The 25475-nt window shown below is 73.8% G+C and carries 21 protein-coding genes and 1 other RNA gene; 4 read left to right on the plus strand and 18 right to left on the minus strand.

Going from position 1 to position 25475, the window contains the following annotated elements:
• Positions 1–25: 25 nt before the first annotated feature.
• The 12 genes from murC to rnpB all read right to left on the minus strand — a co-directional run bounded on the left by murC (position 26) and on the right by rnpB (position 13888).
• The gene (murC, locus tag FHS88_RS05555) at positions 26–1468 is read right to left on the minus strand and encodes a UDP-N-acetylmuramate--L-alanine ligase (RefSeq protein WP_184482132.1); all 1443 of its coding nucleotides are present in this window, start codon (positions 1466–1468) and stop codon (positions 26–28) included.
• Positions 1468–2586 (minus strand): undecaprenyldiphospho-muramoylpentapeptide beta-N-acetylglucosaminyltransferase, encoded by a 1119-nt coding sequence (murG, locus tag FHS88_RS05560; protein ID WP_338146421.1) that lies wholly within the window; start codon positions 2584–2586, stop codon positions 1468–1470. The genes murC and murG overlap by 1 nt, the downstream gene beginning before the upstream one ends.
• Positions 2587–2597: 11 nt before the next feature.
• Positions 2598–3776 (minus strand): FtsW/RodA/SpoVE family cell cycle protein, encoded by a 1179-nt coding sequence (locus FHS88_RS05565; RefSeq protein ID WP_408902333.1) that lies wholly within the window; start codon positions 3774–3776, stop codon positions 2598–2600.
• A complete protein-coding gene (gene murD, locus FHS88_RS05570) occupies positions 3773–5152 on the minus strand; it encodes a UDP-N-acetylmuramoyl-L-alanine--D-glutamate ligase (RefSeq protein ID WP_184482138.1) in 1380 nt (459 codons plus the stop codon). The genes FHS88_RS05565 and murD overlap by 4 nt, the downstream gene beginning before the upstream one ends.
• The gene (gene mraY, locus FHS88_RS05575) at positions 5149–6237 is read right to left on the minus strand and encodes a phospho-N-acetylmuramoyl-pentapeptide-transferase (RefSeq protein WP_184482140.1); all 1089 of its coding nucleotides are present in this window, start codon (positions 6235–6237) and stop codon (positions 5149–5151) included. Before mraY ends, murD begins: the two co-directional genes overlap by 4 nt.
• On the minus strand, positions 6234–7613 hold the full coding sequence (locus FHS88_RS05580) for a UDP-N-acetylmuramoyl-tripeptide--D-alanyl-D-alanine ligase (RefSeq protein WP_184482141.1): 1380 nt from the start codon (positions 7611–7613) through the stop codon (positions 6234–6236). The genes mraY and FHS88_RS05580 overlap by 4 nt, the downstream gene beginning before the upstream one ends.
• Positions 7610–9052 (minus strand): UDP-N-acetylmuramoyl-L-alanyl-D-glutamate--2,6-diaminopimelate ligase, encoded by a 1443-nt coding sequence (locus FHS88_RS05585; protein WP_184482331.1) that lies wholly within the window; start codon positions 9050–9052, stop codon positions 7610–7612. The genes FHS88_RS05580 and FHS88_RS05585 overlap by 4 nt, the downstream gene beginning before the upstream one ends.
• A 4-nt stretch (positions 9053–9056) precedes the next feature.
• On the minus strand, positions 9057–10967 hold the full coding sequence (locus FHS88_RS05590; RefSeq protein ID WP_246419479.1) for a peptidoglycan D,D-transpeptidase FtsI family protein: 1911 nt from the start codon (positions 10965–10967) through the stop codon (positions 9057–9059).
• Positions 10968–10983: 16 nt separating this feature from the next.
• The gene (gene ftsL / locus FHS88_RS05595) at positions 10984–11781 is read right to left on the minus strand and encodes a cell division protein FtsL (RefSeq protein ID WP_184482143.1); all 798 of its coding nucleotides are present in this window, start codon (positions 11779–11781) and stop codon (positions 10984–10986) included.
• Positions 11778–12716 (minus strand): 16S rRNA (cytosine(1402)-N(4))-methyltransferase RsmH, encoded by a 939-nt coding sequence (gene rsmH / locus FHS88_RS05600; RefSeq protein ID WP_338146422.1) that lies wholly within the window; start codon positions 12714–12716, stop codon positions 11778–11780. Before rsmH ends, ftsL begins: the two co-directional genes overlap by 4 nt.
• A complete protein-coding gene (locus tag FHS88_RS05605; protein WP_184482145.1) occupies positions 12713–13180 on the minus strand; it encodes a division/cell wall cluster transcriptional repressor MraZ in 468 nt (155 codons plus the stop codon). The genes rsmH and FHS88_RS05605 overlap by 4 nt, the downstream gene beginning before the upstream one ends.
• A gap of 305 nt (positions 13181–13485) precedes the next feature.
• Positions 13486–13888: RNase P RNA component class A (rnpB, locus tag FHS88_RS05610), an RNA gene on the minus strand.
• A gap of 141 nt (positions 13889–14029) precedes the next feature.
• Here rnpB and FHS88_RS05615 point away from each other — a divergent pair.
• Positions 14030–14422, plus strand: a complete 393-nt coding sequence (locus tag FHS88_RS05615) for a DoxX family protein (protein WP_184482147.1) — start codon at positions 14030–14032, stop codon at positions 14420–14422.
• On the opposite strand, the gene FHS88_RS05620 is transcribed toward FHS88_RS05615, so the two are convergent.
• Entirely contained in the window at positions 14401–15099 is a 699-nt protein-coding gene (locus tag FHS88_RS05620) for an N-acetylmuramoyl-L-alanine amidase (protein ID WP_408902335.1), read from the minus strand. The genes FHS88_RS05615 and FHS88_RS05620 overlap by 22 nt on opposite strands.
• A gap of 8 nt (positions 15100–15107) precedes the next feature.
• Positions 15108–15875 (minus strand): TerB family tellurite resistance protein, encoded by a 768-nt coding sequence (locus FHS88_RS05625; protein WP_184482149.1) that lies wholly within the window; start codon positions 15873–15875, stop codon positions 15108–15110.
• Between the two features lie 124 nt (positions 15876–15999).
• Here FHS88_RS05625 and FHS88_RS05630 point away from each other — a divergent pair, with 124 nt between their 5' ends.
• Together FHS88_RS05630 and FHS88_RS21185 are read left to right on the plus strand one after the other, a co-directional pair.
• The gene (locus tag FHS88_RS05630) at positions 16000–19605 is read left to right on the plus strand and encodes a hydantoinase B/oxoprolinase family protein (protein WP_184482151.1); all 3606 of its coding nucleotides are present in this window, start codon (positions 16000–16002) and stop codon (positions 19603–19605) included.
• Positions 19602–22448, plus strand: coding sequence for an AsmA-like C-terminal region-containing protein (locus FHS88_RS21185; RefSeq protein WP_184482153.1), 2847 nt, complete (start codon positions 19602–19604; stop codon positions 22446–22448). The genes FHS88_RS05630 and FHS88_RS21185 overlap by 4 nt, the downstream gene beginning before the upstream one ends.
• A gap of 18 nt (positions 22449–22466) precedes the next feature.
• Here FHS88_RS21185 and FHS88_RS20770 read toward each other — a convergent pair whose 3' ends face one another.
• Both FHS88_RS20770 and FHS88_RS05645 read right to left on the minus strand, forming a co-directional pair.
• Positions 22467–22685, minus strand: a complete 219-nt coding sequence (locus tag FHS88_RS20770) for a ribbon-helix-helix domain-containing protein (RefSeq protein WP_184482155.1) — start codon at positions 22683–22685, stop codon at positions 22467–22469.
• Positions 22682–24094 carry a class II fumarate hydratase gene (locus tag FHS88_RS05645; protein ID WP_184482157.1) on the minus strand — a complete coding sequence of 471 codons (1413 nt, stop codon included), beginning with the start codon at positions 24092–24094 and terminating at the stop codon, positions 22682–22684. Before FHS88_RS05645 ends, FHS88_RS20770 begins: the two co-directional genes overlap by 4 nt.
• 90 nt (positions 24095–24184) lie before the next feature.
• On the opposite strand from FHS88_RS05645, the gene FHS88_RS05650 reads away from it, so the two are divergent.
• Entirely contained in the window at positions 24185–24592 is a 408-nt protein-coding gene (locus tag FHS88_RS05650) for a DUF4332 domain-containing protein (RefSeq protein WP_184482159.1), read from the plus strand.
• Between the two features lie 66 nt (positions 24593–24658).
• Here FHS88_RS05650 and FHS88_RS05655 read toward each other — a convergent pair whose 3' ends face one another.
• Positions 24659–25066: a VOC family protein gene (locus tag FHS88_RS05655; protein WP_184482161.1), complete on the minus strand. Its 408-nt coding sequence runs from the start codon at positions 25064–25066 to the stop codon at positions 24659–24661.
• 56 nt (positions 25067–25122) lie between these two features.
• Positions 25123–25440 carry a YXWGXW repeat-containing protein gene (locus FHS88_RS05660; RefSeq protein ID WP_184482163.1) on the minus strand — a complete coding sequence of 106 codons (318 nt, stop codon included), beginning with the start codon at positions 25438–25440 and terminating at the stop codon, positions 25123–25125.
• Positions 25441–25475 lie beyond the last annotated feature (35 nt).

Here is a 25475-nt window from a genome sequence, read left to right on the forward strand (position 1 = left end):
CCCCTCCCGATCGCGGCGGCCATCATCACTTCATCGCCCCCGCGAGCCGCCCGCGCGAGCGCTGCTGCAGTTCCTGCAACTGCGCGGGCAGCGCCTGGGCCCAGGCGGTGATGTTCCCCGCCCCCAGGCACACCACGTAGTCGCCCGAACGGGCGATGGCGTGGATCATCTCCGGCAGCGATTCCGGCCCCGGCAGCGGTACGACCGAGCGGTGGCCGCGCGCCCGCAGACCCTCCACCAGCGCGTCCTTGTCGATGCCCTCGATCGGCTGCTCGCCCGCCGCATAGACATCGGCGACGATGACCGTGCCGGCGTCGTTCATGCAGGTGCAGAATTCCTCGAACAGCGACTGCAGGCGCGTGTAGCGGTGCGGCTGCACCACCGCGACCACGTCGCGCGCCCCGGCCTGGCGCGCAGCCTTGAGCACGGCGGCGATCTCGACCGGATGATGGCCGTAATCGTCAATGACGGTAATGCCGCCGGCCTCGCCGGTGCGGGTGAAGCGCCGCTTCACGCCCTTGAAGCCCGCGAGCGCGGAGCGGATCGTTCCCTCGTCCACCTCCATCTCGACGCCGATGGCGATGGCGGCGAGCGCGTTCTGCACGTTGTGCTGGCCGAGCATCGGCAGGCGGAAGGGCTTCATGGTGCGGCTGCGGCCGGTGGCGCGGTCGGTGACCGTCACCTCGAAGGTCGCGCCCATGCGGTCGGTCAGCACCTTCTCGGCACGGACATCGGCCTGCGGCGAGAAGCCGTAGGTGACGATGCGCCGGTCGGACAGCTCCGGGATCATCGCCTGCACCGCCGGATGGTCCATGCACAGCACCGCGAAGCCGTAAAAGGGGATGTTGCCGACGAACTGGGCGTAGCCCTGCTTCATCGCCTCCTCGCTGCCCCAGTGGTCGAGGTGCTCGGCATCCATGTTCGTGACAACCGCTACCACGGCCGGCAGCTTCAGGAAGGAGCCGTCGCTCTCGTCGGCCTCGACCACCATCCAGTCGCCCGAGCCCATGCGCGTGTTGGTGCCGTAGGCGTTGATGATGCCGCCGTTGATGACGGTGGGGTCGAGCCGCGCCGCCTCGAGCACGGCGGCGACGAGGGAGGTGGTGGTCGTCTTGCCATGCGTGCCGCCGATGGCGATGGACCATTTCAGCCGCATCAGCTCGGCGAGCATCTCTGCCCGCCGCACCACCGGGATCAGCCGACGGCGTGCTGCGACCACCTCGGGGTTGTCGCGCTTCACCGCCGTCGAGACGACGACGACCTGCGCATCGCCGAGATTGGCGGCATCATGCCCGATGAAGACGGGAATGCCGATATCGCGCAGCCGGGCGACGGTGTAGCCCTCGGCGATGTCGCTGCCCTGCACCTGGTAGCCGAGGGTGTGCAGCACCTCCGCGATGCCGGACATGCCGATGCCGCCGATGCCGACGAAATGGATGGGACCGATATTGAGCGGCAGCGCACGCATCAGGCGGCCCCCATCGTGACGCGGCGCGCAAGCGCCAAGACCTGGTCGGCGAGGTCGCGCGCCGCCTGCGGCCGGGCGAGGCCGGCCGCCGCCGCCGCCGCGGAAACGAGACGCGCCGGCACCGAGAACAGCGCGGCGAGGCGTTCGGAGAGCGCCGCCGGCGTGAAGCCTGGCTGCGGGTAGATCCAGGCGGCATCGGCCTCGGCCAGCGCGCGGGCATTGGCGCTCTGATGGTCGTCGATCGCCGAGGGCAGCGGCACCAGCACGGAAGGCCGCCCGGCGCAGGCGAGTTCCGCGACCGTCGAGGCGCCGGCGCGCGCGATCACGAGATGCGCCGTGGCGAGCCGCCCGGCGATGTCGGGGAAGAAGGGTGCGAGGTCCGCGACCACGCCCGCCGCGCGGTAGGCGGCCTCGGTGCGCGCGAGATCCTCGGCGCGGCATTGCTGGGTCACGAGCAGGCGGGCGCGCAGCGTTTCGGGCAGGGCGGCCACGGCCGCGGGCACGACATCGGCGAAGATGCGCGCGCCCTGGCTGCCGCCGGTGACGAGCAGGCGCAGCGCGCCACCCGGCAACGGCTCCGGATAGGGCTGCCCGGCCAGCGCCGCGAGCGCCGGGCGGACGGGATTGCCGACGACCATGCTGCGCGCGGAGGCCGGCACGTTGCGCGTCTGCGCGAAGGAGAGGGCGAGCAGGTCGGCCGCGCGCGACATCAGCCTGTTGGCGCGGCCGAGCACCGCGTTCTGCTCGTGCAGGATGATCGCCGGGCGGCGCGCCGCCGGCAGCAGCCGCGCTGCGGCGAGGGGCGGGAAGGAGGCATAGCCGCCGAAGCCCACCACCGCGCAGGGTTGCAGCGCCGCCAGATGACGGCGCGCCTGCAGCGTGCCCGCGACGAGCGCGAGGCCGCCGCGCGCCGCGCCGCGGATGCCGCGCCCGGAGAGACCGGCGCCGCTGAGCACGAAGCGCTCGGCATTGGCGAAGGCCGCGCTCTCATAGGCGGAGGATCGCGCATCGGTCATCAGCGCGATGCGTTCGCCGCGGCGCAGCAGTTCGGCGGCGAGCGCCTCGGCAGGGAAGAGGTGCCCGCCCGTGCCGCCGGCGGCGATGACGATGGGTTGCACGGCGGGCCCCCTCACCGCACCGGCCCCGCCGCCAGGGCGGCCGGCGCGGAGGCCTCGCCCGCCGCGCCGGCGCGCGTGCCGATCCGCCGCCGCGTCAGCGCGAGCAGCATGCCCATGCCGATCGCGATCGCGAGCACCGAGGAACCGCCATAGGAGACGAAGGGCAGCGTCATCCCCTTGGTCGGGATGAGGTGCAGCGTCGAGGCCATGTTGACGAAGGCCTGCAGCCCGAACTGCGTGAGCAGCCCGGTGCCGGCCAGGATGACGAAGAGGTCCGTCTCCGCGAGCAGCCGCATCAGACCCCGCACCACGACGAAGGCGAAGAGGGCGAGGATGAGCATGCAGACGACCATGCCGAACTCCTCGCCGGCGACGGCGAAGACGAAATCCGCATGGGCGTCGGGCAGCACGTTCTTCACGCGGCCCTCCCCGGGGCCGCGGCCCAGCAGGCCGCCATTGGCGAAGGCCTCGAGCGCCACGCTGACCTGGTAGGAATCGCCCGAAGAGGGGTCGAGGAAGCGATGCACGCGCGACTGCACGTGCGGGAACAGGAAATATGCCGAGACCGCCCCCGCGATGCCGAGCCCGCCCACCGCGCCGACGAGGTAGAGGCTCATGCCCGCGACGAAGAACTGGGCGAGGAAGACCGCCGCGACGACGAGCAGCATGCCGATGTCCGGCTGCCCCTTGAGGATCGCCGCGATCACGAGGAACAGCCCGACCGCGATGGAGGCGCCCCAGACCTTCGAGCCCGGCATCTTGCCCTCCGCGATCAGCCAGGCGGCGACCACGGCGAAGAAGGGCTTGAGGAACTCCGAGGGCTGCAGCGAGAAGCCCGGGACCGGCAGCCAGCGCCGCGCGCCCTTGATCTCCGTGCCGATGACGAGCGTCGCCGCGGTCAGCAGGAGGGCGCCGGCGAAGCCGACCAGCGCGAGGCGCCGCACCCCGCGCGGGGAGAGCAGCGAGACCGCGATCATCAGCGCCGTCGCCAGCATCAGGTAGGCGACCTGCTTGACGAAGAACATGTGGCGCGAGGAGGCGCCGATGCGCTCGGCCACCGCGGGGGAGGCGGCGAGCATCATCACGTAGCCGAAGCCGATCAGCGCGAGCAGCGCGGCGAGCGTCCAGCGGTCCACCGTCCACCACCAGCGGCCGAGGACGGAGGTGTCGGCGCGCGAGAAGGCCATCACGCATCCCCTTCCGCGATGGCGCGCACGAGCGCGCGGAAGCGGTCGCCACGCGCATCGAAGCCGCTGAACTGGTCGAAGGAGGCGCAGGCCGGCGAGAGCAGCACGACCGGCGCGGCGCCGGCGAAGGCGATGTCCGCGGCCCGCGGCAAGGCATCCTCGAGCGTGCCGGCGATCTCGTGCGGCACGCCATGGGCGGCGAGCGTCGCGGCGAGACGCGGCGCGTCGCGCCCGATCAGCACGGCATGGGCGACGCGCCGCAGCAGCGGCGCGAGGCTCTCGATCCCGCCCTCCTTCGCGATGCCGCCGGCGATCCAGACGACGCGGTCGTAGGAGGCGAGCGCGCGCGCCGCGCTGTCGGCATTCGTCGCCTTGCTGTCGTTGACGAAGAGCACGCCGCGCGCCTCGGCGACGCGTTCCTGGCGGTGCGGCAGGCCGGCGAAGGAGGCGAGGCCCAAGGCGATCTCCGCGCGCGTGAGCCCGAGCGCGAAACCGGCGGCGGCAGCAGCAGCGGCGTTCTGCGCATTGTGGCTGCCGGGCAGGGCGGGTGCGGCGCCGAGGTCGAGGATCTCCCCCGCATCGTCGCGCAGCCGGCGGCCTTCGGCCCAGACGCCGCCCGGCTGGGGGGCGACGCCGGAAACGGGCACGACCCGGGCCGCTGTCCGCGCGGCCATGGCGCGCGTCGGCGCGTCGTCCTGGCCCAGCACCGCGACATCCTCGCGCTGCTGCTGGGCGAAGATTCGTGCCTTCGCAGCGGCATAGCCAGCCATGTCGCCATGGCGGTCGAGGTGATCGGCGCTGAGGTTCAGCATGACCGCCACGTTGAAGCGCAGCGTGGCGATTCGCTCCAACATGTAGGACGACATTTCGAGGGTGTAGATACCCTCCGACCCCAAGATGTTGAGGCTGAGCGCGGCGGGGCCGAGATTGCCGCCGACCGCCGCCTCGCGCCCCGCCCGCGTCAGCAGGTGGTGGATCAGCGCCGTCGTCGTGGACTTGCCGTTGGTCCCCGTGACACCCACGAAGCGCGCGCCGGAATGGGCGGCGAGCACGGCGCGGTAGAGGAACTCCGCATCGCAGAGGATGGGCGCGCCGGCCGCCTCCGCCGCCCGCGCCGCCGGATGGGGCTGCGGCAGGCGATGCGGGATGCCCGGGGAAAGCAGCAGCGCATCGGCGCGGAAGCGGCCCTGCGCCGGGTCGCGCACGGTCAGCCCCGCCTCGGCGGCGACCTCCCGGGCGGCCTCGGTGTCGTCCCAGACTTCCACCTCCGCGCCCCATTCGGCCAGCCGCAGCGCCGCCGGCAGCCCGGCGCGGCCGAGCCCGACGACGGCGATGCGCGCGCCGCGGAAGGGGGTGAAGGGGGGCGGGGGCGTCGTCATCGGATCTTCAGCGTGCTGAGGCCGACGAGCGCGAGGATCATGGCGATGATCCAGAAGCGGATGACGATGGTGGGTTCGGCCCAGCCCTTCTTCTCGAAATGGTGGTGCAGGGGCGCCATCAGGAAGACGCGTCGGCCCGTGCGCTTGTACCAGAAGACCTGGATCATCACGGAGACGGTCTCGACCACGAACAGCCCGCCCACGATCGCGAGCACGATCTCGTGCTTGGTCGCGACCGCGAGCGCGCCGAGCGCCCCGCCGAGGGAGAGCGAGCCGGTGTCGCCCATGAACACCGCCGCCGGCGGCGCGTTGAACCACAGGAAGCCGAGCGCCGCGCCGATCAGCGCCGAGGCGAAGACCGCGAGTTCGCCCGTGCCGGCCACGTAGTGCAGTTGCAGGTAGTCCGCGAAGATGCGGTTGCCGACCAGATAGGCGATCAGCGCGAAGACCGCCGCGGCGATCATCACCGGCACGATGGCGAGCCCGTCGAGCCCGTCCGTCAGGTTCACCGCGTTCGAGGCCCCCATCATCACCAGCATCCCGACCAGCGGGAACAGGATGCCGAAGGGGACCAGGACCTCCTTGAAGAACGGCACCGCCAGCGTCGTCGCGAGCGGGCCCGGCATCAGCGCGGTGATCCAGACCGCGGCGAGCAGGCCGATCGCGGCCTGCACCGCGAGCTTCATCCGCCCCGAGACGCCCTTGCTGTTGCGCTTCGTCACCTTCAGCCAGTCGTCGGCGAAGCCGAGCGCGCCGTAGCCGACGGTCACGACCAGCACCGCCCAGACCATGCCCGAGCGCAGATCCGACCAGAGCAGCGTCGAGACCACGAGGGCGAGCAGGATCATCACCCCGCCCATGGTCGGCGTGCCCTTCTTCTCGACGAGGTGGCGCTCGGGGCCGTCGTCGCGGATCGGCTGCCCGCCACGCTGGAAGGAGCGCAGCCAGCGGATGATCGGCGAGCCGAAGACGAGGCAGATCAGCAGCGCCGTCATGCAGGCTGCGCCGGCGCGGAAGGTGTGGTAGCGCACCAGGTTGAACAGCGCGAAGTCGCTGGCATAGGGCGCGAGCAGGTTGAAGATCATGCCGCGGCCTCCGTCGTCAGCGCCGCGACCACCGCCGCCATGCGGGAGCCGAGCGAACCCTTCACCAGCACCGCATCGCCCGGACGCAGCGCCGCCTTCACCACCGGCGCGAGAGACGCCGAATCCGGCAGGTGCGCGCCGCGCCGCGCCTCGGGCAGCGCGCGATGGAGGTGCTCCATCAGCGCGCCGCAGGAGAAGACGAGGTCGCAGGCCGCGGCGAGATCGGGCGCGAGGCAGGCGTGCAGCGCCGGCCCCTCCGCGCCGAGTTCCAGCATCTCCCCCAGCACGGCGATGCGCCGTGCGGCCGGCTGCGCGGCGAGCACCGCGAGCCCCGCGCGGACCGAGGCCACCGAGGCGTTGTAGGAATCGTCGATCAGCAGCGCCTCGCCCCCCGGCACGCGAATGCGGATGCGGCGCCCGCGGCCCGCCGGGGCGCCGAAGGCCGGCAGGGCGGCCGCAGCGCGGCGCGGCGACAGGCCGAGCGCGGCCACGGCGGCGAGCACCGCGCAGGCATTGAGCGCCACATGCCGCCCCGGGGCGGCGAGGGTGAGGCCGATGCGCTCGCCCCCGGTCAGGATCTCCGCCCGCCCGCCATCCTCCGTGCCCTCGTAGGAGAGCAGCCGGGCATCCGCGCCCGGTGCCTCGCCATGCGCCATCGCGGCGAGGCCCGCCTCCTGCGCGCGCGCGGCGAGGCGCGCGGCGAAGGGGCTGTCGGCCGGCAGCACCAGCGTCCCGCCCGGCGCGATGCCGGCGATGATGTCGCCCTTCTCCTCGGCGATCGCGGCCTGGCTGCCGAGATGGCCGATATGCGCCGTGCCAATGTTCGTCACCACGCCCACATGCGGCCGCGCGAGGCGCGAGAGCGGCGCGATCTCGCCGCGCCGGTTCATGCCCATCTCGACGACCGCGAAGGCGGCATCGCGCGGCAGGCGCGCTAGCGTGACCGGCACGCCCCAGTGGTTGTTGAAGGAGGCCGCCGAGGCATGGGCGGGTCCGAACGCCGCGAGCGCGACGCGCAGCATCTTCTTCGTCGTCGTCTTGCCGACCGAGCCGGTGACGCCGACGACGCGCGCCGCGCTGCGCGCACGGGCGGCGGCACCGAGTGCGGTCAGCCCCGCAAGCGTGTCGGCCACGCGCAGCAGCGGCGCATCGGGGCCGACGCCGGGCGGGTCGCGGTCCACCATGGCCGCCGCCGCGCCCCTGGCGAGCGCATCGGCCACGAAATCGTGCCCGTCGCGCGTATCGCGCAGCGCGACGAAGAGATCGCCCGGCGCGATGCTGCGGCTGTCGATCGAGATGCCCTGCACCGCGACATCGGCGGCGAGCGTGCCGCCCGTCGCCGCGCGCAGTTCGGCCGCGGTCCAGAGGGCGCTCACCGCGCCAGCCCCGCGAGCCGGCGCACCACCTCGGCGTCGTCGAAGGGATGCACGACGCCGGCGATCTCCTGGCCGCTCTCATGGCCCTTGCCGGCCACCGCGAGCACCTCGCCCGCGCGGAGGTCGGCGAGCGCCGCGGCGATCGCCGCCTCGCGCGCGCCGGCATCCACCGCGCCCGGCGCGCCCGCGAGCACGGCGGCGCGGATCGCCGCCGGATCCTCGCTGCGCGGGTTGTCGTCGGTGATCCAGACCTTGTCCGCGCCCGCCGCCGCGGCGCGGCCCATCAGCGGCCGCTTGCCGGGGTCGCGGTCGCCGCCGGCGCCGAACAGCACATGCAGCCGCCCCGCGCAATGCGGGCGCAGCGCGGCGAGAAGCCGGGCCAGCGCGTCGGGCGTATGCGCGTAGTCCACATAGACAACGGCGCCATTCGGCAGCACGGCGGCGCGCTCCATCCGCCCCCGCACCCCCGCGAGCCGCGGCAGCGCGGCAAGCGCGCGATCCGCCGGCAGCCCGGCGGCGACAGCGAGGGCGACCGCCAGCAGCGCGTTGTCGGCCTGGAAGCGCCCGGGCAGTGGCAGGTGGCAGGCGTGGCGGGCGCCGAAGGCCTCGGCCTCGATGGCGAGCCCGTCCGGCAGCGGGCGCGCGGCGATCAGGCGGATCGCCTCGCCCGCCTCGCCCACCGTCAGCAGCCGCAAGCCGCGCGCCCGGGCGATGGCGCGCAGCGCGCCGAGCGTCTCGGGCTCCATCTCGGTGCAGGCGGCCGCGGCGGCGCCTGCGGGCAGCAGCGTGTCGAACAGCCGCAGCTTGGCGGCGCGGTAGGCCGCCATGTCGCCGTGATAGTCGAGGTGGTCGCGCGTGAGGTTGGTGAAGCCGGCCGCCGCCAGCACCACGCCATCGAGCCGCCGCTGGTCGAGCCCGTGGGAGGAGGCCTCCATCGCCGCCGCCCCGAAGCCGGCGCGGGCGAGCGCGGCAAGGGTGGCGTGCAGCGAGACGGGATCGGGCGTGGTCAGCGACGGGCCCGGGGGAAAGCCCTCGGCGACGAGGCCGAGCGTGCCGAGGCTCGCGGCCTTCTCGCCCGCCGCGATCCAGATCTGGCGGAGGAAATCCACCGTGCTGGTCTTGCCGTTGGTGCCCGTCACCGCGACCACGCAGCGCGGCTGCGCGCCGTGGAAGGCGGCGGCCATCAGCGCGAGGGTGCGGCGCGGATCGGCCGTGGTGATGAAGGGGCGCACCGGCACGCCCGGCGGCCATTCCGTGCCCTCGGGCGCGATCACGGCGGACGCGCCGCGTTCCACCGCATCGGCGATGAAGGCGCGGCCATCGGCGCGCGCGCCGGGCAGGGCGGCGAAGACCATGCCGGGCAGGACCGCGCGGCTGTCGGCGGTCAGGCCGAGGATCTCGCCATTCTCGACCAGCCCGGCCATGCCCGCGCGGCGCATGATCTCACCGAGGCGCAAGGCCGGCCTCCCGCTCGGTCGGCGCGGCGGGGCGGGTGGCGGGGCGCGATGCCGCGGGGCGGGCGGGCGCGGCCGCGGGCGGCGCGATGCCGGGGACGCCGCGCCCGTTCATGGGCATGGCGAGGGCGCGCGTGATCTCGGGCGTGGCGGGCTCGGGCAGCATCCCGAGGATGGGCGCGATGCGCGAGATCACCATCCCCGCCGCCGGCGCCGCGACCCAGCCCGCCGTGGCGTAGCCCTGGCTGCGCGCATTGGGCTTGGGCTCGTCCACCATGACATAGACGGCGTAGCGCGGCGCATGCATCGGGAAGGCGCCGATGAAGGCGGCGATGCGCTTGTTCTCGAGGTAGCCGCCGCGCGGGCCTGTCTTTTGCGCCGTGCCCGTCTTGCCGCCGACGAAATAGCCCGGCACCTCGGCCGAGCGCCCGGAGCCCTCCGTGACGACGAGCCGCATCATCCGGCGGATGAGATCCGAGGTGCGCTCGCTGATCACGCGCGTCCCGTCGCGCTGCGTGCCGGGCTCCTGCGCGAGGATGGTGGGCTGGCGGAGGATGCCGCCATTGACCAGCGTGGCGCCGGCGGTCGCGACATGCAGTGGCGTGACCGAGATGCCGTGGCCGAAGCCGATGGTCATGGTGTTCAGTTCGCGCCAGGTGCGCTGGCCGGGGACCAGCGGCAGCGCCGTCTCCGGGATCTCGATGCGCAGGCGGGAGGTCATGCCCATGCGCTGCATGAACTCGCGGTGCCGCTGCACGCCCACCGCCGCGGCCATGTGCGCGGAGGCGAGATTGGAGGAGTAGGCGATGATCTCCGGCAGCGCGAGCCAGCGGTTCTTGCCGCGGAAGTCGTTGATGGTGTGCCGCCCGACGCGGATCGGGCGCGAAGCGTCGTAGCCGCTCCAGGGCTGGACGGTGCCGTAGTCGAGCGCCATCGCCGCGGTCAGCAGCTTGAAGGTCGAGCCCGGCTCGTAGACGCCCACGGTGACGCGGTTGAACCGCTGGTCCGCGGTGGCCGCGCCGACATCGTTGGCGTCGTAGTCCGGCAGGCTGACCATGGCGAGCACCTCGCCGGTCTGCACGTCCATCACCACGCCGGCGCCGCCGATGCCGTTGAAGTCCGTGATGGCGCGCTGCAGCGCGTCGCGCATCGCAAGCTGGACGCGGATGTCGAGCGAGAGGCGCAGCCGCTCCGACGGGTTGGCGCGCAGCCGCTCGTCGTGGAAGCGTTCCACGCCGGCGATGCCGTGGCCGTCCACGTCCACGCCGCCGATGATGTGTGCGGCGGTGCGCCCCTGCGGGAAGAAGCGGCGCTCGGCCTCCTCGAAATAGAGGCCCGGAATGCCGAGGGCGTTGACCTGCGCCATCTCGCGCGGCGTCAGCGCGCGCGCGATGTAGGCGAACTGGCGGTCGCCGGACATGCGCTGGATCAGGCGCTCGCGGTCGAGCCGCGGCAGGACGGTGCGCAGCCGGTCGGCCGCCGCCACCGGATCGTCGATCTGCCGGGGGTTGGCGTAGAGCGCCGTCAGCGGCAGCGAGACGGCGAGGATCTCCCCGTTGCGGTCGGTGACCGTGGCGCGGGAGACCGGCGCCTCGGCCGGCGGTGCGGGCGGGCGGGAGAGCACGGCGGCGCGCCGCGGCTCGGCCGGGCTGATCACCGTCGCGACAGCGAGCTTGATGGCCACCGCGCCGAACAGCAGCGTGAAGGCGGCCGCGGCGAAGAGCAGCCGGTCGCGCGAGCGCTCCAGCATCGCGCGGCGCATCAGTTCGGGCTGCGTCACCCGCACCAGGGGCTGCGCGGCGGGCGCGGCCGTGGCCGGGCGGTGCAGGCCGTGGGCGCTCGCCGGCGCCGCATCCGGCTCGGGTGGACGGAGCGCCCCGGGGGGAGGGACGTGGGTCATCGGGGGGGTGCCATCGCTATCGTGCCGCGCCGGGCGGGATGGTGGCCGCGGCGGCGCGCGCGATCGGCACGGGCGGAGCGAGCGTGCCCATGGATGCGCCACCGAGCGAGGAGGTGACCACCGGCCGCACCACGGTGTTGGCGACGGTCTGCGGCGGCGGCGCGGGCGTGCGGGGCGCGACATGCACCGCGGGCTGCACCAAGGGCTGCGGCGGGGCGGGGCGCGGCGCGGCGGCGCGCGGGGCCGCGGCGCGCGGCGCGGGTGCCGCCTCGGCCGGGCGGGCATCAGCGGTCGTGGGCCTCCGGGCGGCGACGGGCGGGGTGGCGGGCATCACCGGCGTCGCGTCGGCAAGCGCGACCGGCGCGCTTTCCGGTGCGCGCGCGGGCGCGGCGGGGCGCGCGGCGGTTGCCGGGGGCGGCGGCGCCTCCCGCCCGCGCGGGGCCGCTTCGGCAAGGGCGATCGCCGTCGCGCGGCCGTCGCCCGGCTCCTCGGCGGGGGCGAAGAGCGAGGGCGCGCCGGCGAAGTGCCGCGGCGCGGGCAAGCGCGCGCCGACATCGCCGAGGCGGACGAACTGCGCCGGCGCCATGGGTTCGAGCGAGAGATGCCGCTGCGCGACCTGGCGCAGGCGGTCGGGCTCGTTCAGCAGCGCCCATTCGGCGCGCAGCACCTGCGTGCGCTCGCGCGCCTGCTCGGTGCGGCGGTTGATCTCGCGCAGCTCGCGGTCGAGCTGCGAGGCCGCGTGCTTGACCTGATAGAGCCAGAGGCCGGCACCGGCCGCGGCACAGAGCGTGAGCAGCGTCAGGGGGCGGATCATGCGGCGTCCTCCAGGCGTTCGACGGCACGCAGGCGGGCCGATCGCGCGCGCGGGTTCATGCGGGTTTCCGCCTCGCCGGGGCGCAGCGCGCGCGGGGTGAGCAGGCGGAAGCGAGGCGCGGCGCGCGCGGCGAGCGCGCCGGGATCGTGGCGCGAGGCGCCGCCGGAACGGCCGGCGGCCTCGGCCATGAAGCGCTTGGCGATGCGGTCCTCGAGCGAATGGAAGGCGACCACCACCAGGCGCCCTCCCGGCGCGAGCAGCCGCGCGGCGGCGGCGAGGCCGCGCTCGACCTCGCCCAGCTCGTCGTTCACCGCGAGACGCAGCGCCTGGAAGGCGCGCGTCGCGCCGTCGATGCCCGAGGGATCGCGCGGCACCTTGGAGCGCACCAGCGCGGCGAGGTCGCCGGTGGTGGTGAAGGGCTGCACCTTGCGGCGCTCGACGATGGCCTTGGCGATGCGGCGGGCGAAGCGTTCCTCGCCGAGGCGGAACAGGATGTCGGCGAGCTCGGCCTCGGGCAGCGTGTTCACGAGGTCGGCGGCGGAGGGGCCGGTCTTTTCCATCCGCATGTCGAGCGGCCCGTCGGCGCGGAAGGAGAAGCCGCGTTCGGCCTGGTCGAGCTGGAAGGAGGAGACGCCGAGATCCATCACCACGCCGTCGAGCGCGGTGACGCCGCGCGCGGCGAGGTGCTCCAGCATGTCGCCGAAGCGGCCCTCGATGAGGTGCAGCCGCGGCGCATAGCGCGCGACGAGGCCGGCGCCACGGGCGATCGCATCGGGGTCTCGGTCCATGGCGAAGAGCGTGCAGCGCGGGGCGGCATCGAGGATGGCCTGTGCATAGCCGCCGCCGCCGAAGGTGCAGTCGAGATAGGTCGCGTCGTCGCGCGGGCCGAGGGTCGCGACGACTTCCTTCAGCATGACGGGGAGATGGCCGCTCACGGCTGGGGCTCCGTGCGCGCGGCGGGCGGGAGGGTGAGGCGGAAGTCGCGGGCGCGGATGCGGGCCTCGCGCAGATGGGCGGCGCCGCGCTCGGCATCCCAGATCTGGAAGCGGCGGCGCGCGCCGATGAAGAGCAGCGCCTCGGTCAGCCCGGCGGCCTCGACATGCTGTTCCTCGAGCGTGATGCGCCCTTCCGCGTCGGGGCGCAGTTGCGCGGCCTGGCCGAAGAGCGCGGCGGCGAGGTCGTCCGCCGCCTCGGAGAAGAGATCGAGGGCATCATGCCCGGCGGTCTGTTCGTCGAACACGCGCGCCGGCCAGCACTCGATGCAGGGAAGGCGGAAGGAGGGGACGAGCACCAGGTCCTGCTCGCCCAGTTCCGCGAGCACGCTGCGGAAGCCGGCGGGCACGGAGATCCGGCCCTTCTTGTCCAACTTCCCCTTGTGCGTGCCCAGGAACCGGGTCATCGCCCCCCGCAAGCGGCCCGCGCTGCCGCTCAAGAAAACCTGTCATCCGTTCCGGATCAGCGGCCGGCGGGGCCCCCCGACCCCACCGGCTCGCCCGACCATCCCGTTCGAGACCCCGCTCGCCCCCCCGAGCGCTTTGGGATCCTCACGGGATGGCATGGGATAACACGGGAAAATCTGGGACAGCAAGGGAGAAAGGATCATGCGGCTGCGCGCTGTTGCACGAAAAACACTGATATTACCGGCAGTTGAAGCCGAAGCCTGAATCAGCGCACGAAGCAACGCCAGGGATTTCCTCGGAAAGCGGCGCCAGACGGCCTGTAAGCCGGGTTCTGTCGCACCCGTTGCCGGGCGCGGACGGCCATTCCTCTGGAACCCGCATCGCTGCGGGCTTCGCGCGGCCAACCCGGGCGGAAGGGCGGGACCGCCCCTGCGACAGCGCCTTTCGGCGCCTCGCCGTCCGCCCCTATTCGGCCTTGCTCCCGGTGGGGTTTGCCGTGCCGCCGCCGTTGCCGGAAGCGCGGTGGGCTCTTACCCCACCGTTTCACCCTTGCCTGCGGGCCTCGCGGCGCGCGGGCGGTCTGTTCTCTGTGGCACTTTCCCTGGGGTCGCCCCCGCCGGCCGTTGGCCGGCACCGTAGTCCCGTGGAGCCCGGACTTTCCTCCAGCGCGGGATCGCTCCCGCGCCAGCGGCCGCCCGGCCGTCTGACGCCGCGCGGGTGATGCGCCGCGGCGGCGCGAAAATCAAGCGCGGGCGCGGTGTGAGCAGCATCACAGGGCGGCGCGGCCGCGCCTTGCCGGCGTGCGGTGGCGGCGCTCTACCGGCCCCTCCTTTCCGCAGGGGATCCCCATGCTTCGCCTGATCACCGTCGATGCGCCGCGCATCCTGCTCGCCCTGGTCTTCCTGGTCGGCGCCGCCAACGGCTTCGCCTGGATGATCACGGGGCAGGATCTGATCCATCCGCCCACCTCGGAGGCCGGGCTGCGCTTCGAGGCAGCGCTGCGCGAGAGCGGCTTCCTGTGGCCCCTGATGAAGTCGATCGACCTCGTCGCGGGGCTGATGCTGCTGTTCAACCGCGCGCCGGCGCTCGCCCTGCTGCTGTTGCTGCCGATCATCGTCGTGATCGTGCTGTTCCACCTGGTGCTCAATCCCGGTGGCCTCCCGATCGCGGTCCTGCTGTCGGTGCTGACGGCGATGCTGCTCTTTGCCTGGCGCGATCGCTATGCGCCGCTTTTCCGCTGATCGTCCGCGGCGCAGAGTGCGGCGACGGCCGCGATGCGCGCGCGCGTCGGGGCATCCGCGATGCCATCCGCGCGCCCCGGCAGCCAGTGGCGCTGGAAGGCCGTGACCAGCACCGAGAGCGGCAGGTCCGTGCGGTAGCCGATGGCGCCGAGCAGCGGCAGCAGCGCCGCCTCGCCCGGCGGCGGCGGGTCCGCGCCGGGCCACAGGCCCACGCCGTTGTGTGCGAGGCCTTCCCAGTCGAACAGCTCGCCCGGATCCTGCTTGCGGTCCGGCGCGACGTCGCTGTGCGCGAGCACGTTGCGCGCCGGGATGGGATGGCGGGCGAGGATGCCGAGGCAGAGGTCGCAGACCGCGGCCATCTGCAGCGCCGGGAAGGGCCGGTAGCCCCATTCGTGCCCGGGGTTGACGATCTCGACGCCGATCGAGCGCGCGTTCAGCCCCGCATGGCCGCGCCAATGGGAGATACCGGCATGGGCCGCGCGCCGGTGCTCGGGCACCAGCCGGAAGACGCGGCCATCCTCCTCGACCAGGTAGTGCGACGACACCTTCGCCGCCGGGTCGCGCAGGCGATCGAGCGCCTCCCGGCCGGCGCGCATGCCCGTGTAGTGCAGGATGAGCATGTCCACCGGCACGCCGGCGGGCCGCTCGTCCTGGTTGGGGCTCGGCGCCTCGATCACGGAGGGCGTCAGAGGCCGCGCTCCCGCTTGATCCGGTCCCAGGCGGCGTTGATCTCGGCGACCTTCGCGGTGGCGCGCTTGACGAACTCCTCCGGAACGCCGCGCGCGGCGAGGCTGTCCGGGTGGTTCTCGCGCATCAGCCGCTTCCAGGCCGCGCGCACCTCCTCGTCGGAGGCCTCCCGCGTCAGACCCAGGACCGGGTAGGGGTCCTCCATCTGCTGCGCGCTCATGCCCCGCGGCGTCCCGCCCTTGGCGCGCTGCCAGGCGGCGGCATCCAGGCCGAAGCGGGCATGGATGCCGCGCAGCATGTCGCCCTCGGACTTCGTCACCGGCCCGTCGGCGCGGGCGATGCGCACCAGCGCGGCCAGCACGTCCTCCAGCATCGCCTTGTTGTCGGCGAAGGCCTCGCCGAGCTTCTCGGCGAAGGGCTCCCAGCCCTCGGGGGTCTCGCGCGCCTGGTCGAAAAGGCGGCCGACATCGCGCAGCCCTTCCTCGGGCACGCGGAACATCTGCCGGAAGGCGTCGATCTCGGCCCGCTTCACCGGGCCGTCCACCTTGGCGAGCTTGGCCGCGAGCACGACCACGGCGAAGGAGAACAGGTTCTCCCGCCCGCCCAGCATGTGGACCATGTCCGCGGCATTGGGCGGGATGCGGTTCGCGCCCGGCAGCGCGCCCTGGTCCGCCGCGTGGCCGACCGCCGCGCCAAGCATCGCGCCGAAAGGGCCACCCATGGCGAAGCCCGCCATGCTGCCCAGGATCTTGCCCCAGAAACCCATCTCGGCGCCGGTGCTAGCACAGCGCGGCCCGCCGCGTCAGCGCGCCTTGCCGGGCGGGCGGGCGGGACTTATTGCGGGCCAGGGCCGGCGCGCGGCGGTGCGCGCCGGATGCGACGGGGGCTTCATGGCGGGCTGGCAGTTCTGGATCGATCGCGGCGGCACCTTCACCGACATCGTCGCGCGCGACCCCGAGGGGCGGCTGTCCACCCGCAAGCTGCTGTCCGAGAACCCGGAACGATACCGCGACGCGGCGGTGGCCGGCATCCGGGAGACGCTCGGCCTCGCCCCCGGCGCCCCCGTCCCGCCCGGCGTGATCGACGCCGTGAAGATGGGCACGACGGTCGCCACCAACGCCCTGCTCGAGCGCAAGGGCGAACGGGTGCTGCTGATCGTCAACCGCGGCTTCGCCGACATGCTGCGCATCGGCAACCAGGCGCGGCCGCGGCTCTTCGAGCTCGATGTGCGCCTGCCGGAACTGTTGCATGAGCGCGTGGCCGAGATCGGCGGGCGCGTGGCGGCGGACGGGGCGGAGATCGAGCCGCTGGACGAGGCCGCCGCGCGCGCCGCGCTGAAGGCCGCCTTCAGCGATGGAATCCGCGCCGTCGCCGTCGTGCTGATGCACGCCTGGGCGCATCCGGAGCACGAGCGGCGCGTCGGCGCGATCGCACGCGAGGAGGGCTTCACCCAGGTCTCGCTGAGCCATGAGGCGAGCCCGCTGCCGCGCATCGTCCCGCGCGGGGACACCACGGTGGTGGATGCCTATCTCTCGCCGGTGCTGCGCCGCTACGTGGACCAGGTGGCGTCGGAACTCCCCGGCGTGCGGCTGTATTTCATGCAGTCCAACGGCGGGCTGACCGAGGCCGGGCGGTTCCAGGGCAAGGATGCGATCCTGTCGGGCCCCGCGGGCGGCATCGTCGGTGCGGCGCGCACCGCCGGCATGGGCGGGTTCGAGCGCATCATCGGATTCGACATGGGCGGCACCAGCACCGACGTCGCCCTCTATGCCGGCGAGTTCGAGCGCGCCTTCGAGACGGAAGTGGCCGGCGTGCGCATGCGCGCGCCGATGATGGCGATCAACACGGTGGCCGCCGGCGGCGGCTCCATCCTGCATTTCGATGGCGCGCGGATGCGCGTGGGGCCGGATTCCGCCGGCGCGGTGCCGGGGCCGGCCTGCTACCGGCGCGGCGGCCCGCTCGCCGTGACGGATGCGAACGTCATGGTCGGCAAGATCCAGCCGAAGCACTTCCCCGCGATCTTCGGCCCCGATGGCGACCAGCCGCTGGATGCGGAGGTGGTGCGGCAGAAATTCACCGCCCTCGCCGCCGAGATCGAGAAGGCCACCGGCACGCCGCAGGACCCGCGCAAGGTGGCGGAAGGCTTCCTGCGCATCGCCGTCGCCAACATGGCGAACGCGATCAAGCAGGTGAGCATCCAGAAAGGCCACGACGCGACGCGCTTCGCGCTGCAATGCTTCGGCGGCGCGGGCGGCCAGCATGCCTGCCTGGTGGCGGACGCGCTGGGCATGGAGACGGTGTTCATCCACCCCTTCGCGGGCGTGCTCTCGGCCTATGGCATGGGCCTCGCCGACCAGGCGGCGATCCGCGAGGGGGCGGTGGAGGCGCCGCTCTCGCCGGATGGCATGGCGGACCTCGCGGCACGGCTCGACGCGCTGGCCGCGGAAGGGCGCGCGGAACTCGTCCGCCAGGGGGCAGACCCGGCAAGGCTGCAGGTCGCCCGCCGGCTGCACCTGCGCTACGCGGGCACCGACACCTTCCTCCCCGTGCCCTTCGGCGACCACGCCTCGGTGCTGGACGCCTTCACCGAGGCCCATCGCCGCCGCTTCGGCTTCGCCACGCCGGAACGCCAGGTGGTGGTGGAGGCCTGCATCGCCGAGGTCACCATGCCCGGCGAGCAGGTGACCGAGGCTGCGCTGCCCGCCCGCAAGCCGGGGGAGGCGCCGCGCGTGATCGACACCGTCCCGCTCTTCACCGAGGGCGTGGAGCACGCCGCCCCCGTCTATGACCGCGAGGAACTCCACGCCGGGGACCGGCTGAAGGGCCCCGCCCTGATCCGCGAGGCCAACGCCACCACCGTGGTCGAGCCCGGCTGGACCGCGGAAGTCACCGAACGCAACCACCTGGTCCTGCGCCGGACCGAGAAGCGCGCGGCCGCGCGGCTGGCCGACGCCTCGCGGCCCGATCCGGTGATGCTGGAACTGTTCAACAACCTGTTCATGAACATCGCCGAGCAGGCGGGCGCGGTGCTGCAGAACACCTCGCTCAGCGTGAACATCAAGGAGAGGCTCGACTTCTCCTGCGCCATCTTCGATGCGCAGGGCTACCTCGTCGCCAATGCGCCGCATGTGCCGGTCCATCTCGGCGCCATGGGCGAGAGCGTGCGGACGGTGATCCGTTCCCGCGGCAGGACGCTGAAGCCGGGCGATGTCGTGGCGCTGAACAACCCGTCCAATGGCGGCACGCACCTGCCCGACATCACCGTCATCACGCCGGTGTTCGACGAGTCCGGGCGCGAGATCCTGTTCTTCGTCGGCAGCCGCGGCCATCATGCCGACATTGGCGGGCTGACGCCCGGCTCGACGCCGCCCGGGTCCCGCACGCTGGAGGAGGAAGGCGTCGTCATCGACGACTTCCTGCTGGTGGACGGCGGGCGCTTCCGCGAGGCCGAGTTCCGCGCCATCCTCGCCGGCGCGAAATACCCCGCGCGCAGCCCGGACGTGAACGTCGCCGACATCAAGGCGCAGGTGGCGTCCAACGAGAAGGCGGTGCAGGAACTGCAAAGGGCGGTGGCCGAGTTCGGCCTTCCCACCGTGCGCGCCTACATGAAGCACGTGATGGACAATGCGGAGGAATCCGTCCGCCGCGTGCTCGAACGCCTGCCGGACGGCGCGTTCGCCACCGCCATCGACGACGGCACGCCGCTGAAGGTCGCGGTGCGCGTGGACCGCGCGAACCGCCGCGCCGTGATCGACTTCACCGGCACCGGGCCGCAGCGGCCGGACAATTTCAACGCGCCCTCCGCGGTCTGCCGCGCCGTGGTGCTCTACTGCTTCCGTTGCCTGGTGGGGGAGGACATCCCGCTCAACGACGGCTGCCTCAAGCCGCTGGAGATCGTGATCCCGGACGGCACCTTCCTCAGCCCCCGGCCCGGCGCGGCGGTGGTCGCGGGCAACACCGAGGTCAGCCAGATGACCTGCAACGCGCTGCTCGCCGCCCTCGGCGCCTGCGCCTCGGCCCAGGCGACGATGAACAACGTCCTCTTCGGCGACGCGACCTACCAGTACTACGAGACGGTCTGCGGCGGCACCGGCGCGGGCCCCGGCTTCCACGGCGCGGGCCCGGTGCAGACGCACATGACGAACACCCGCATGACCGACCCCGAGATCCTCGAACTGCGCTACCCGGTGCGGCTCGAGGAGTTCTCCATCCGCCGCGGCTCGGGCGGCGCCGGGCGGTGGCGGGGCGGGGACGGCGCGCGCCGGCGCATCCGTTTCCTCCGCCCGATGGAGGCGGTGATCGTCGCCTCCCGCCGCACCGTGGCGCCGCACGGGCTGCAGGGCGGGGCGGACGGCGCGCCCGGGCGGCAATGGGTGGAGCGTGCGGACGGCTCGGTGCTGGCGCTCGCCGGCAGCGACCGCGCGAGCCTTTCGCCCGGCGAGGTGTTCGGCCTCGAGACGCCGGGCGGCGGCGGATGGGGGGCGCCGGCCGGGTGAGGGCGCGGCTCCTCCTGCTGCTCGGCCTGCCGGCGGCGTTGCTGCTTGCCGCCTGGCTCGGGCCGCCCCTGTGGAACTGGGAGGGGGAGCGCGAACGCGTCGCGGCGATCGCCTCGCTGCGCCTCGGCCGGCCGGTGCATCTCGACGGGCCGCTGCGCGTCACGCTGCTGCCCCGGCCGATGGTCGAGGCCGCCTCGGTGCGCGTCGGCACGGCGGGCCAGGAGGAGATCGCGGTCTCCGCCCGCGCGCTGCGGCTGCGCCTGAGCCTGCTGCCGCTGCTGCGCGGCCGCTTCGAGCCGCGCGAACTCGTGCTCGTCGGCGCCGATGTCCGCATTCCCTGGCCGCCGCCGAGCATCGGCGCGCTGCGCCCGCCGCCCTGGCTGACCGACTTCGACGCCCGCATCGAGGATGGCCGCGTCGCCGTCGGGGATGCCGTGCTCGAAGGCGTGGCCGCGAGGCTCGATGCGCCGGGGCCGCTCGATGCGGTGCGCGTGGAGGGCAGCGTCACATGGCGCGGCGCGCCGGTGCGGTTCGAGGCGGTGGTCGGGCGCCCCGGCTTCGATGGCATCGCGACATTCGACATCGGCCTCGGCTTCGCGCGCGGCAGCGCGACGGCGCGCGGCATCCTCGTCGCCGAGGGCGGGTTCGAGGGGCGGATCGAGGCCGGCGGGGCGGACCTCTCCACGCTCATCGCGGCGCCGCCCGGCCCGTTCCGCGCCAGCGGGCGGGTGACCATCACCGGCGAGCTCGCGGCGGCGGACGACCTCGCCCTCGACCTCGGCGGCGTGACCGGGCGCGGCGCGGCGACTTTCCGCTTCGCGCCCGAACCCCGGCTCGACATCGCGCTCGCCCTCGCGCGGCTCGATCTCGATGCCTGGATCGCGGCGGTGCGCGGCGCTGCCACGCCGGCGCTGCCGGTCGGGCTCGATCTCTCGGCCGAGGCGGCAGCCTTCCGCGGGCTGACCATCCGCCGCCTGCGCGGGGGCATCGTCCGCGACCGCGAGCGCATCACGCTGACCGAGGTCTCCGCGCTGCTGCCCGGCGAGGCCGCGCTGGAACTGTCCGGCGCCAGCACGGGCTCGCGCCTCGAGCTCGCGTTCCGCGTGGCGGGGCAGAGCCTGCGGGCGAGCCTTGCGCCCTTCGGGCTGGCATTCGACCGCGTGGACCCGGCGCGGCTGCGTGGGTTCGAGGGCCGCGGCCGGATGGTGCTCGAACCGACCCAGGCGGGCGTGCCGGAATTCACCGGCACGGTGGATGGCATACGTATCGGCGGCGCCGGCGTGCTGCGCTATGGGGAACGCCCCGCGCTGGGCCTTGGCCTGAGCGTCGAGCGGCTCGACCTCGATGGGCTGCTGCCGGCCGCCGATGCCTGGGCGGCCTTGCTGCGGGCGGGGCCGGGGATGGACGCGAATCTCCGCCTCGCGGCCGAGACCGTCCAGTGGGGTGGGCTCAGCGCGAGCCGCGCCGCGCTCGACGCGGTCGCGGAGGCCGGGCGCATCGGCTTGCGCCGCCTCTCGGCCCAGGTCGAGGGCGCGGACATCGTGCTCGCCGGCAGTGTGGCGACGGGCGCGACGCCGCGCTTCGCCGACGTGGTGCTGGAGGTCGCCGCCACCTCGGCGGCCGGCATCGCCCGGCTGTTCGAGCCGGTCGCGGCCATCCCGCAGGGCTTTGCCGCGCAGGCGCTGCGGCTGCGCATCGCCGGCGGCGGGCCCGCCGAGGCGCTGGCCTTCACCGCCGAGGGCGACCTCGGCGAGTTGCGGATCGAGGCGCAGGGGAGTGCCGATGCCGCGCAGTCCCGGCTGGCCGGCACGCTGGCGCTGCGCCATCCGGGCGCGCCGCGCCTCGCGATGCTGCTCGGCGCGCGCGAGACGCCGGCCTGGCTCGGGGAGGGCTCCTTCTCGCTGATCGCGGCGCTCGCCGGCACGCGCGGCGGATGGACGGCGGAGACGCTCGATTTCGTTGCCGGCGGCATGCGCGCGCGGGGGCGGCTGGCGCTGGCGCTCGGGGATGCGCGGCCGCAACTGACCGGGCGCATCGCCGCCGAGCGGCTGCCGCTGCCGGGCCTCGCGCTGCGCGATTCCGATCCGCTCGGCTTCGGGGTGCTCGGCGCGCTGGATGCCGAACTGGCGTTGGAGGCGGCGGAACTGGTCCTGCCCGGCCTCTCTCCGCTCGGGGATGTCGCGGCGACGGCGCGGCTGGAGGGGGGGCGCCTCGCGCTCGAGGGCCTGCGCGCGCGGCTGGGCGGCGGGACGGTCGAGGGGACGCTCTCGCTCGATGTCGCCTCGGTGCCGCCCGTGCTGGCGGGGGCGATCGGGCTCGCCGGCGCGACCCTCACCGGGCCGCTCTTCGGCACGCCCTTCGACCTCGCCTCGGGCCGGATCGAGGCGCAGGGGCGGTTCAGCGCGAGCGGCTATGCGCCCGCGGCCCTGCTCGCGACGCTGACCGGCGAGGGGCGGATCGCGCTGCTCGACGGCGTGGTGGCGGGGGCGGCGCTCGGTGCCGCCGTGGCCGCATCGGCGCTCGACGACCCCACGCTCGCCGAGACCGGCATGCGCGCGGCGCTCGACGGCGGCGCGACGGCGGTCGAACGCCTCGAAGGCGGCTGGCGCGCGGTGGATGGCGTGGTGAGCCTCGAAGGCATGCGCATGGTCGGGCAGGGCGGGTTCGCAGGCGGCATCGAGGGCCGGATCGATCTGCCGCGCGGAAGCCTCGACCTGCGCTTCACCGCGCAGCCCCCGGGCGACCAGGCGCCACCCATCGCCCTGCGCGTGACCGGCCCGGCCGAGACGCCCCGCCGGCAATCCGAACTGACCGACTGGGCGCGCTGGCGCGCCGAGCAGTAGCGGCCCGCCGCGGCCATCCTATCCGCCGGCGCAGCGCAGCGCGAAGACGCGCAGCGTGCTCGCCAGCGGCGCGCCGGTTTCGGCGCGGGCGGCGTCAAGTTCGCCGACCAGCGCGGCGAGGCTGATGCCGCGCCGTGCCGCCACCGCCTCGATCACGGCCCAGAACTCGGGTTCCAGCGCGACCGAGGTGCGATGCCCCGCAAGGCTGAAGGAGCGCTTGACGAGATGCGGCCTCACCCGCCGCCCTCTCCCGCCCCGCCAGGGCGCAGCATGGCGGCGGGGTCCACCCAGCGGTCGAAATCCTCCGGCGCGACATGACCGAGGCGCGCGGCGGCCTCCTTGAGCGTGAGGTCCTCGGCCAGCGCGAGCTTCGCGATCGCGACCGCCTTGTCGTAGCCGATATGCGGGTTCAGCGCGGTGACGAGCATCAGCGACTTCGCCACCTGCTCGGCGATGCGCGCGCGGTTGGGCTCGAGCTTCGCGACCATGTGCGCGGCGAAGGAGGCGGCGGCGTCGCCCAGCAGATGCGCGCTCTCGAGCACGGACTGGATGATCACCGGCTTGAACACGTTCAGCTCCAGGTGTCCCTGCGCGCCGGCGATGGTGACGGTGGTCTGGTTGCCCATCACGCGCGCGCAGACCATGGTCAGCGCCTCGGCCTGGGTGGGGTTGGTCTTGCCCGGCATGATGCTGCTGGACAGCCCGTCGGCCGGCACGATCAGCTCCCCGATGCCGCCGCGCGGGCCGGAGCCGAGCAGGCGGATGTCGTTGGCGATCTTGGTGAGCGACACCGCGACGGTGTTCAGCGCGCCGTGGAGCTCGACGAAGGCGTCGTGCGCGGCCATGCCCTCGGACTTGTCGGGGTTCGGCGCGAAGGCCTCTCCCGTGCGCTCGGCGAGGATGGCGCAGAACACGACGTCGAACTCGGGATGGCGGTTCAGGCCCGTGCCGGCGGCCGTGCCGCCCTGCGGCAGCAGCAGCAGGCGCGGCAGCGCGTCCGTCACGCGCGCGATGCCGTTCTCGACCTGCCGCGCCCAGGTCGCGAACTCCCCGCCGAGCGTCACGGGCACCGCGTCCATCAGGTGCGTGCGGCCGAGCTTCACGATGCCGGCGAAGGCCGCGGCCTTGGCGGCGAGCGCCGCGTGCAGGGCGGCGAGCCCCGGCAGCAGGCGCGCGCGCAGGGCCCCGACCGCGGCGATGTGCATCACCGTGGGAAAGGAATCGTTCGAGGACTGCCCGCGATTGACGTGGTCGTTCGGATGGACCGGGCGCCGGCTGCCGAGGGGCTGGCCGAGCAGCTCGTTGGCGCGATTCGCGATCACCTCGTTCGCGTTCATGTTCGTCTGCGTGCCCGAGCCGGTCTGCCAGACGGGCAGCGGGAAATCGGCGTCGCGCAGGCCGGCGATGATCTCCTCGGCGGCCGCCTTGATGGGGGTGGCGAGGGAGTCCGGGATCTCGCCGAGCCGCCGGTTGGCCTCGGCCGCTGCCCATTTCTGCAGGCCGGTGGCGCGGATCACGGCGGGGTCGAGCCGCCCCTCGCCGATGCGGAACAGGGCGCGCGCCCGCTCGGTCTGCGGCCCCCAGTAGCGCCCGGCGGGGATCTCGATGCTGCCGAGGCTGTCGGTCTCGGTGCGGGTTGCCGTCATGCCGGTTCCTCACGCGCGGATTTCCGTGCCGAATCCGCCGGCCGCAGGGCTATCCTGACGGGGCCGGATCGAGATCGGGGGAGCGGTTCCATGACCTACAGGATCGAGGAGATCGAAGGCATCGGGAAGGTCTATGGCGAGAAGCTGCGCGCCGCCGGGGTCAAGGACACCGAGGCGCTGCTGGCGCGATGCGGCACGCCGAAGGAGCGCGAGGCGCTGGCGGCGGCGACCGGCATCTCCGCGGCGCTCATCCTCAAATTCGCCAACCGGGCCGACCTCATGCGGGTGAAGGGAGTGGGGGAGGAATATGCCGACCTGCTCGAGGCGGCCGGCGTGGATACCGTGCCCGAACTCGCCCAGCGCAAGGCGGCCAACCTGCACGCCGCGCTGGAGGCGGTGAACGCGAAGAAGAAGCTGGTGCGCCAGACGCCCTCGGCGAAGGCGGTCGGGGAGTGGATCGCGGCAGCCAAGGCGATGCCGCGGCGCCTGCATTACTGAAGCCGCCGGCATTGCGGGCGGAGGGTTCGGGCTGTCCGCGCGCGACGCCCAGGGATATGCGGCGCGTCAGTCCGCGGTGCCGTAGGTCGAGATCTCGATCAGGTTGCCGTCGGGGTCGCGGCAATAGACGGAGGTGATCGGGCCGAGCGCGCCGTCCTTCGCCACCGGCCCCTGTTCGACCTTGACGCCGCAGCGCTGCAGGTGCGCGAGCACCTGTTCGGCATCCACGGTGACGATGAAGCAGAGATCCGCCGTGCCGGGCACGCCGCCCTCCGCTCCGGTCCACCATTCCTGCTGCGTCGCCTCGACAGGGCGCAGGTTGATCTTCTGCCCGCCGAACTTGAGCGCGGTGCGCCGGTGCGGGCCGAATTCCTCGACCTCCATGCCGAGGACGCGCTGGTACCAGGAGGCGGAGAGGGTCACGTCGCGGCAGGTCAGGACAAGGTGGTCCAGGCGATCGACGGCAAAGCGCATGGTGGCTCCCGGGGCAGGGTGGCGTCGGCTGCCTGTAGCGGCCGGCGCCGGACCTGTCACCCGCGATGCCAGCGTCCCGGGCGGTAGCGCCAGCCGCCGCGTTCGCGGACCCAGCGCGGCTCCTGGTAGCGCTGGCCGCGGCGGGCGCGGACCCAGTAGCCCTCCTGCCAGACATGACGGCGGCCATCCCAGCGCCAGTGCCCGGGGACCCAGACATGGCCGCGGCGCGGCGGCGGCGCGCGGCGGGCATAGGGCGGGGGCGGCGGCGGGCCGAACTGGAGGATGATGCTCTGCGCCTCGGCCTCGGAGGGCAGCGCGAGGCCCGCGAGGCCGAGGGCCGGCAGGAGTGCCAGGAAGCGTCGGCGTCCGGTCATGCAGCGTTCTCCTTCGCGTCGGGGCGCGGCGGGGC

The organism is Neoroseomonas alkaliterrae (genome assembly GCF_014199195.1).
Lineage (GTDB): Bacteria > Pseudomonadota > Alphaproteobacteria > Acetobacterales > Acetobacteraceae > Neoroseomonas > Neoroseomonas alkaliterrae.

Coding starts and splice junctions, on each gene's coding strand:
- murC (WP_184482132.1), bottom strand. CDS start 1,468: ATGCGTGCGCTGCCGCTCAATATCGGTCCCATCCATTTCGTCGGCATC.
- murD (WP_184482138.1), bottom strand. CDS start 5,152: ATGACGACGCCCCCGCCCCCCTTCACCCCCTTCCGCGGCGCGCGCATC.
- mraY (WP_184482140.1), bottom strand. CDS start 6,237: ATGATCTTCAACCTGCTCGCGCCCTATGCCAGCGACTTCGCGCTGTTC.
- FHS88_RS05585 (WP_184482331.1), bottom strand. CDS start 9,052: ATGCGCCGCGCGGGCATGGCCGGGCTGGTCGAGAATGGCGAGATCCTC.
- FHS88_RS05590 (WP_246419479.1), bottom strand. CDS start 10,967: ATGACCCACGTCCCTCCCCCCGGGGCGCTCCGTCCACCCGAGCCGGAT.
- ftsL (WP_184482143.1), bottom strand. CDS start 11,781: ATGATCCGCCCCCTGACGCTGCTCACGCTCTGTGCCGCGGCCGGTGCC.
- FHS88_RS05605 (WP_184482145.1), bottom strand. CDS start 13,180: ATGACCCGGTTCCTGGGCACGCACAAGGGGAAGTTGGACAAGAAGGGC.
- FHS88_RS05615 (WP_184482147.1), top strand. CDS start 14,030: ATGCTTCGCCTGATCACCGTCGATGCGCCGCGCATCCTGCTCGCCCTG.
- FHS88_RS05625 (WP_184482149.1), bottom strand. CDS start 15,875: ATGGGTTTCTGGGGCAAGATCCTGGGCAGCATGGCGGGCTTCGCCATG.
- FHS88_RS05630 (WP_184482151.1), top strand. CDS start 16,000: ATGGCGGGCTGGCAGTTCTGGATCGATCGCGGCGGCACCTTCACCGAC.
- FHS88_RS05645 (WP_184482157.1), bottom strand. CDS start 24,094: ATGACGGCAACCCGCACCGAGACCGACAGCCTCGGCAGCATCGAGATC.
- FHS88_RS05650 (WP_184482159.1), top strand. CDS start 24,185: ATGACCTACAGGATCGAGGAGATCGAAGGCATCGGGAAGGTCTATGGC.
- FHS88_RS05655 (WP_184482161.1), bottom strand. CDS start 25,066: ATGCGCTTTGCCGTCGATCGCCTGGACCACCTTGTCCTGACCTGCCGC.
- FHS88_RS05660 (WP_184482163.1), bottom strand. CDS start 25,440: ATGACCGGACGCCGACGCTTCCTGGCACTCCTGCCGGCCCTCGGCCTC.